The 5623-nt window shown below is 44.7% G+C and carries 9 protein-coding genes and 1 tRNA gene; 7 read left to right on the top strand and 3 right to left on the bottom strand.

The genetic code is table 11. The features are described 5' to 3' along the window. From EWV66_RS24270 to EWV66_RS22215, 5 genes are all read left to right on the top strand, one after another. Positions 1–122, top strand: a 122-nt coding sequence (locus EWV66_RS24270; RefSeq protein WP_353734428.1) for a BrnT family toxin, incomplete at its 5' end; no start/stop codon positions are given. Positions 123–443: 321 nt separating this feature from the next. After that, positions 444–686 (top strand): antitoxin family protein, encoded by a 243-nt coding sequence (locus EWV66_RS22230; protein WP_052278449.1) that lies wholly within the window; start codon positions 444–446, stop codon positions 684–686. Continuing rightward, a complete protein-coding gene (locus EWV66_RS22225) occupies positions 673–1080 on the top strand; it encodes a PIN domain-containing protein (protein WP_002789708.1) in 408 nt (135 codons plus the stop codon). The genes EWV66_RS22230 and EWV66_RS22225 overlap by 14 nt, the downstream gene beginning before the upstream one ends. A 263-nt stretch (positions 1081–1343) precedes the next feature. Then, positions 1344–1817 (top strand): type II toxin-antitoxin system VapC family toxin, encoded by a 474-nt coding sequence (locus tag EWV66_RS22220; protein WP_052276626.1) that lies wholly within the window; start codon positions 1344–1346, stop codon positions 1815–1817. Positions 1818–1820: 3 nt separating this feature from the next. Then, positions 1821–2048, top strand: a complete 228-nt coding sequence (locus EWV66_RS22215; protein ID WP_016516502.1) for a hypothetical protein — start codon at positions 1821–1823, stop codon at positions 2046–2048. A 32-nt stretch (positions 2049–2080) separates the two neighbouring features. Here the strand turns inward: EWV66_RS22215 and bioF are convergent, their stop codons facing one another. Then, positions 2081–3238, bottom strand: a complete 1158-nt coding sequence (gene bioF / locus EWV66_RS22210; protein ID WP_052276625.1) for an 8-amino-7-oxononanoate synthase — start codon at positions 3236–3238, stop codon at positions 2081–2083. Positions 3239–3285: 47 nt separating this feature from the next. Further along, positions 3286–3645, bottom strand: a complete 360-nt coding sequence (locus EWV66_RS22205; RefSeq protein ID WP_052276624.1) for a DUF6464 family protein — start codon at positions 3643–3645, stop codon at positions 3286–3288. A gap of 208 nt (positions 3646–3853) precedes the next feature. On the opposite strand from EWV66_RS22205, the gene EWV66_RS22200 reads away from it, so the two are divergent. Together EWV66_RS22200 and EWV66_RS22195 are read left to right on the top strand one after the other, a co-directional pair. Then, positions 3854–4402: an RDD family protein gene (locus EWV66_RS22200; RefSeq protein ID WP_072926765.1), complete on the top strand. Its 549-nt coding sequence runs from the start codon at positions 3854–3856 to the stop codon at positions 4400–4402. Positions 4403–4630: 228 nt separating this feature from the next. Then, a complete protein-coding gene (locus EWV66_RS22195) occupies positions 4631–4906 on the top strand; it encodes a hypothetical protein (protein ID WP_052276623.1) in 276 nt (91 codons plus the stop codon). A gap of 316 nt (positions 4907–5222) precedes the next feature. On the opposite strand, the gene EWV66_RS22190 is transcribed toward EWV66_RS22195, so the two are convergent. After that, positions 5223–5296 (bottom strand) — tRNA-Arg (locus tag EWV66_RS22190). Positions 5297–5623: the final 327 nt, after the last annotated feature.

Here is a 5623-nt window from a genome sequence, read left to right as displayed (position 1 = left end):
TCACATTCGGTTTGTTGCAAGGGCGAGTGATTGCCGTTGTCCATACAGAACGTGAGGATTGCACCCGTATTATTTCTGCAAGAAAAGCGACGAAATATGAACAACGAACCTACTTCGAGTAACCCTCAAACTGATTGGCAACGATTGGATGCGATGAGCGATGAAGATATTGATTGATCAGATTGTCCAGAGATTACGCCAGAAATGTTTGCTCAGGCGGTAGTGCGGCGGGGTTTACCTGCTACAAAAGCCAAGGCTCAAGTTATACTCCCCATTGATAGCGATGTATTGTAAAGTTTCAATAGAAATATAGTCAGATATAGTCAGGCATGGCAATATATGGACATGAAGCTATCAGACTATTGTTCGTCACGGGATTTGCTTCGTGTAGGCTAGACTGTAAGCAGCTAACTAAATCACCCTCTTATGATAGAGATTTCCCCATGCCCCAAGCCTTGAAAGCAATTTATCATAGTGGTACGTTCATCCTTCAAACAGCTTACGATTTACCTGACGGCACTGAGGTGGAGCTTTTTGTAAAATCACCTCAAATTATTCCCCCAAAGATTACCGATATTGCGGCTAGGCAGAATTTTTTAAGGCTGCTTGTTGAGCGAATGCAACAAAACCCCATTCCCTCTAATGCTCCCCAGTTTACTAGAGATATGTTGCATGAACGCCGTTGACACAAATGTTTTAATTTACGTCAATGATTCGCGTAATCCTAGTAAGCAGGCAATCGCAGCTTCTCTAGTAGCTAATCTGACAGAGGGAGTTTTAATTTGGCAGGTTGCCTGCGAATATTTAGCGGCAAGCCGCAAACTTGAGCCATTTGGGTATGACAGAGCGCAAGCCTATCAGTACATTCGAGATTTGCAACAGGTTTGGTACACAGCTTTGCCAACTTGGGCTGTGATTAATCGCGCTGAGGACTTGATGAGCCGTTTTAGTTTGTCTCATTGGGATTCGATGGTGGTTGCTGCTTGTTGGGAAGCAAACGTCGAAACTCTCTATACAGAAGACTTTGGGTATTCAGACATTGATGGGCTGAAAATTGTCAATCCTTTCAAGAGTCCCTAAACCTGCCGCAGCATAATTCGTAGGGTGCGTTCCCTAATGTGACTCTACTGCTCCACCGATCGATTTTTGGGGAACGCACCATGCACATTGATTGAAGCTGTGGGTTTAAGTGCGATGCCGCTCTGGTGGACTGAGTGCGATGCCGAAGGCACTGCGTAGCAGATCGCTGCTCTTGTAGCTTGGGTTGACGGCTGTTACCCAACTCCCTCAAAACCAAGATTAAATGCAGTAGGATAGACGTGGGATAGATTTTCTAGATTGCCGTGAGCGAAACCGTCTATATTGAAACCAGTGTTATTGGTTATCTGACAGCCAGATCGACCAAAAACCTGATTATTGCTGCCAATATTGAAATAACACGGGAATGGTGGGAATTTCGTCGAAACGACTTTATTCTGTACACTTCGGAGGCTGTCCTAGAGGAAGTAGCTAAAGGGGATACAGCGATCGCCTCCCAAAGGCTGGATATTTTGCGTGATTTTCCCTTGTTAGCATTGAATGACGCTGCACAAGATTTGGCTAAACAATTCTTAACCCGCAGTAATCTGCCTCCAAAAGCGAAAGTTGACGCGATCCACATTGCCGCCGCAACTGTCCACGGCATGGATTATCTGTTAACGTGGAACTGTAAGCATATTGCTAATGCTCAAATACAGGGTAAGTTAGCTGAGATTACCCTTGGTTGTGGCTATGTATTGCCTATCCTTTGCACACCCAACGAACTAATGGGAGATTAAGTCATGTGGACAGATGAAATTGTCGAGGAGATCCACCGAATCCGTGAAGAGTATGCCAAGTCCTTCAACTATGACTTGGATGCAATCTTTGCAGACCTACGCAAAAAGGAAGCAGCAAGCGGCAGAGAAGTCGTAAACTTATTGCGAAAGCCCAGTCTAACAAGTCGTTGGAGCGGCCAGGCTAGAGAGCTTGATGATGGGATCAAGGATGCTAACCGCCGCTCAACTTAGTTGTTCCCCACTTCCCACGAAAAACTTTTTCCCTATGTGGGGAAAGATTCGCCAATAGACTGGACAAGAATCTCTAGATGGGCGAGGCTATGGGTGGCCATAGCAGTAAATCGCAGACGACTGGTGGGAACGGTAGGAGGACGAATGGCGGGGGCAAAAATCCCTTTTTCTAGCAGTTTTTGCGATAATTCTAGGGCTTTACCCGGATTGGCCACCGGTAAACATAAAATCGCCGCTTCCGAAGGCAATATATTAAAATTATTTAATTTACTCTTGACAAAATTAATATTTTGGTGTAAGTTTTGGCGACGTTCCGGTTCCAGACGAATAATCTCTAAAGCCATTTTAGCGGCGGCGGTGTCGGCGGGGGATAAACCGGTAGTATAAATCCAGGTGGCGGCGCGATTGCGGATAAAATCGATAATTTTGGCGTTTCCGGTCACATATCCCCCTAAACTGCCTAAAGCTTTACTCAGGGTCCCCATCTGAATTAATTCCCGTCCTTGACAACCACAATATTCCACGCAACCTGTGCCATTTTCCCCCATAACTCCGGTAGCGTGGGCCTCGTCCACCAAAACCATACAATTATAAATCTCGGCTAGAGCGAGAATTCCCGCTAGGGGACAGATATCCCCATCCATACTAAACACTGTATCAGTGAGCAGTAAACAATGACGATAGTGATGACGGTGGGCTAATAACTGATTTTCTAAGTCTTCGAGACTATTGTGCCGGTATTCTTTCACCGTGGCACCGCTTAACTTGGCTCCATTTTTGAGGCTAGAGTGATTGTATTGATCGCCTAAAATCAGGTCTTTCTGCGCCACTAAACAGGTAATTGTCCCCAAATTGGCTAAATATCCCGAACTAAAAACAATCGCGTCTTCGCTATTTTTAAAGGATGCGATCGCTAATTCTAAATCTCGATGAATATCTCGGTGTCCACTTAATAGACGCGAGCCGGTGCTTCCAGTTCCATAGCTTTGTGTCGCTGCTATGGCTGCTGCGATCATTCTTTCATCGGCTGCTAATCCCAGATAATCATTACTGCCAAAATTAATCAGCGATCGACCCTCTAATTCTATAACGGCTCCGCCCCGGCCTTGAATGGTTTTAACCCTTCGATACCAATTGGCCCGATGGAGGGTTTTTAAGCTATCCTCGATCCAAGAGTAAGGATGATTCATGGGTGATTTGTCAATATATAGCCAGATTATTGCCGAAAAAGGCTCTTTTAAGGGTTAATAGTTTCGTAAAAACGACAATCTTGACAGGGACCGGAGGGGTTAATCGCACAGCGCAACAGTTCAGATCTGGCGTTAAAATGACAACTAGCATCCCCCATCACCCAACGTCCTTCAATCAAACTTTTTTCGTTAGGAGTGGGAGCAGTTTGTACATAAAGGGAAATTTTGCGTAAACAATAGCCACCAATCTTGTATTGGTACTGGTGGTGACGTTCCAAAACCGCATAGGTTTGTCCTTTTAAGGCCAAATAATTACCCGGTTGTGGCATCCAATCCAACTGTATCTCTCCCAAACTTTGCCGCGGATGGGTTAGAATAACCTCCGTTGTTAATGAATCTTGCTCCATGATTATCCCTGTATTCTGGGCTACCTTTGCTCAATGGTAGCTTAGATCTCTGGCTCTCTTATTCTTTGTGTGATAAGTTTAACTTATATAATAGCGATCAATCTTTGTGTCCTTTGTGTCTCTGTGGTTCGTTCCACTCACTCTAGAATTGCCAATTTCCCGATTAGAGTAGAAGATAAACCGCAGGATTTTTCCGAGAATTGACTTTATGGTTTACCCCATCCCGCCTGAAGATAATCTACCGCAAAAATTTCCGAAAATTCCCTTAGATCGTCGGGCTTATGCTTTCCTGATCGACTTTGCCTCGATCTGGTTTTTAAGCTCCTTTGCTAATAGTGCGCCTGTACTGCAATTCTTCCTTTTTCTCCTGATCTGGTGGTGTTTGCGGGTGTTATTAGTAGCGCAGAATCAGGGTCAGAGTTTAGGACGTTGGGCCTTGGATATGAAGATCATCGATCTGCGACTTCAGCGTTTACCCGGAATTTTGGAGTTAAGCAAAAGAGAGGCGATCGCTGGTGGGGGGGCAGCTTTAATGATGGTAGGGTTAAATACTTTTTTTGGCAATCCTTTAAGTTTGATTTTATTATCTTCGCCCCTTTTCGCCGATTGTGGTATGGCGATCGGTGATGAGCAATTTAACCGAGCTTTCCATGATCGCATCGGTGGCACGATTGTTATTCCCACCCGTCGGGGTTTTTCTCTCGATCTACGTTTAAGAAGGCTTTGGTATCAAGTTAAGGGCAGAATGAGAAGATAAATATCAGTTATCAGTTATCAGTTATCAGTGATCAGTTTTAAGTTTTGAGTTTTAAGTTTTGAGTGATACTAAATCCGGTTATTAAAAACTGGTTATTTATTCCCCCTTTTGCCTTTTGCCGTTCGGCTGTCCTGATATATAGCCTATACTCAACGGATTTAGTATTATTCCCCCATCCGACGGGCATCGGTGGGGGACAAGAAATTAGTCTATTAGGAGTTTACCAAAATGTCAGAAGACAGATTAGAGCGGATCGAGAGAATAGTGGAATCGAACGCTCGCGCGATTCAAGCCCTAGCTGATGCCGTCGCTAGTGACCGCGAAGAACGGAAACAAGAGAAAAAAGGGCTTTACGATTACCTAGCTCGAATAGCAAGCGCACAATCAGATTTTTATGAGACTCAAGCCGATTTTTACCGGCATCTAGAGAGAATGGATAATCGACACGCTCAAATGATTGAAATCATCCGACAGATTAACGAGAACAGAAGAGATCAAGCCTAACCTCTAGAAGTTGCCCGTAGCCGTGCCTACGGGCTTAATTAAGCCCGCGTAGATATTGTGATAATAACCGTTATAAGTACCTAGGCAAAATTATTTACACATGACGATCATTGCCCCGTAAGGGTTTTAGCTCGATCGGGCAGGTAATTAATTTTGCATGACTACTTAGCAGTTTTTATCAGAATGAGGCATGGGCAAGGGGCTTAAGCCCTTTGTTGGCAAAACTTGTCGATACCTCAGTAACGTGAAAAGCGCTATAAATAGCAGTTTCCCAGCATCTTTTCACTGTTTACTGTTTACCGATCACTGAAAAAGGCGGGATCGGCCGGGATCGAACCGGCGGCCTAGTGCTTAGGAGGCACTCGCTCTATCCAACTGAGCTACGACCCCAATTTTTTCCCTAACCATGATAAGACATCCACGGCTAAACTGTTGATTGCCGTGGATTATTTAGGGTTTGCTGAATAAATCTAACAACCTTGTTGGATAAGGTTTTTAGACTTTTTTCCCTCAAAAAGTGCCGACCATTGGAGTGATTGGGGGGAAAATTCCGGGACTTTTTCCCTGAAAATTAGGTAATTGACCACCTGAAAATCGGTAAAACCCCACACCCGTTACAGTAGAGCAGGAAGTCGCCTTCCCACCCCCTGCTTCAAAACCGGACTTACGACTTTCGCCGTATCCGGCTCCTGAGTAACTAGGCTACTGTCATTAGTA

Source organism: Microcystis sp. M_OC_Ca_00000000_C217Col (genome assembly GCF_007095585.1).
GTDB lineage: Bacteria > Cyanobacteriota > Cyanobacteriia > Cyanobacteriales > Microcystaceae > Microcystis > Microcystis panniformis.
The sequence above is the reverse complement of the archived record's forward strand: the minus strand, read 5'-3'. Positions and strand labels throughout refer to the sequence as shown.

Excerpts from the sequence above, each read along its gene's own strand:
- EWV66_RS22230 (WP_052278449.1), top strand. The coding sequence starts at position 444 with ATGCCCCAAGCCTTGAAAGCAATTTATCATAGTGGTACGTTCATCCTT.
- EWV66_RS22225 (WP_002789708.1), top strand. The coding sequence starts at position 673 with ATGAACGCCGTTGACACAAATGTTTTAATTTACGTCAATGATTCGCGT.
- EWV66_RS22215 (WP_016516502.1), top strand. The coding sequence starts at position 1,821 with ATGTGGACAGATGAAATTGTCGAGGAGATCCACCGAATCCGTGAAGAG.
- bioF (WP_052276625.1), bottom strand. The coding sequence starts at position 3,238 with ATGAATCATCCTTACTCTTGGATCGAGGATAGCTTAAAAACCCTCCAT.
- EWV66_RS22205 (WP_052276624.1), bottom strand. The coding sequence starts at position 3,645 with ATGGAGCAAGATTCATTAACAACGGAGGTTATTCTAACCCATCCGCGG.
- EWV66_RS22200 (WP_072926765.1), top strand. The coding sequence starts at position 3,854 with ATGGTTTACCCCATCCCGCCTGAAGATAATCTACCGCAAAAATTTCCG.
- EWV66_RS22195 (WP_052276623.1), top strand. The coding sequence starts at position 4,631 with ATGTCAGAAGACAGATTAGAGCGGATCGAGAGAATAGTGGAATCGAAC.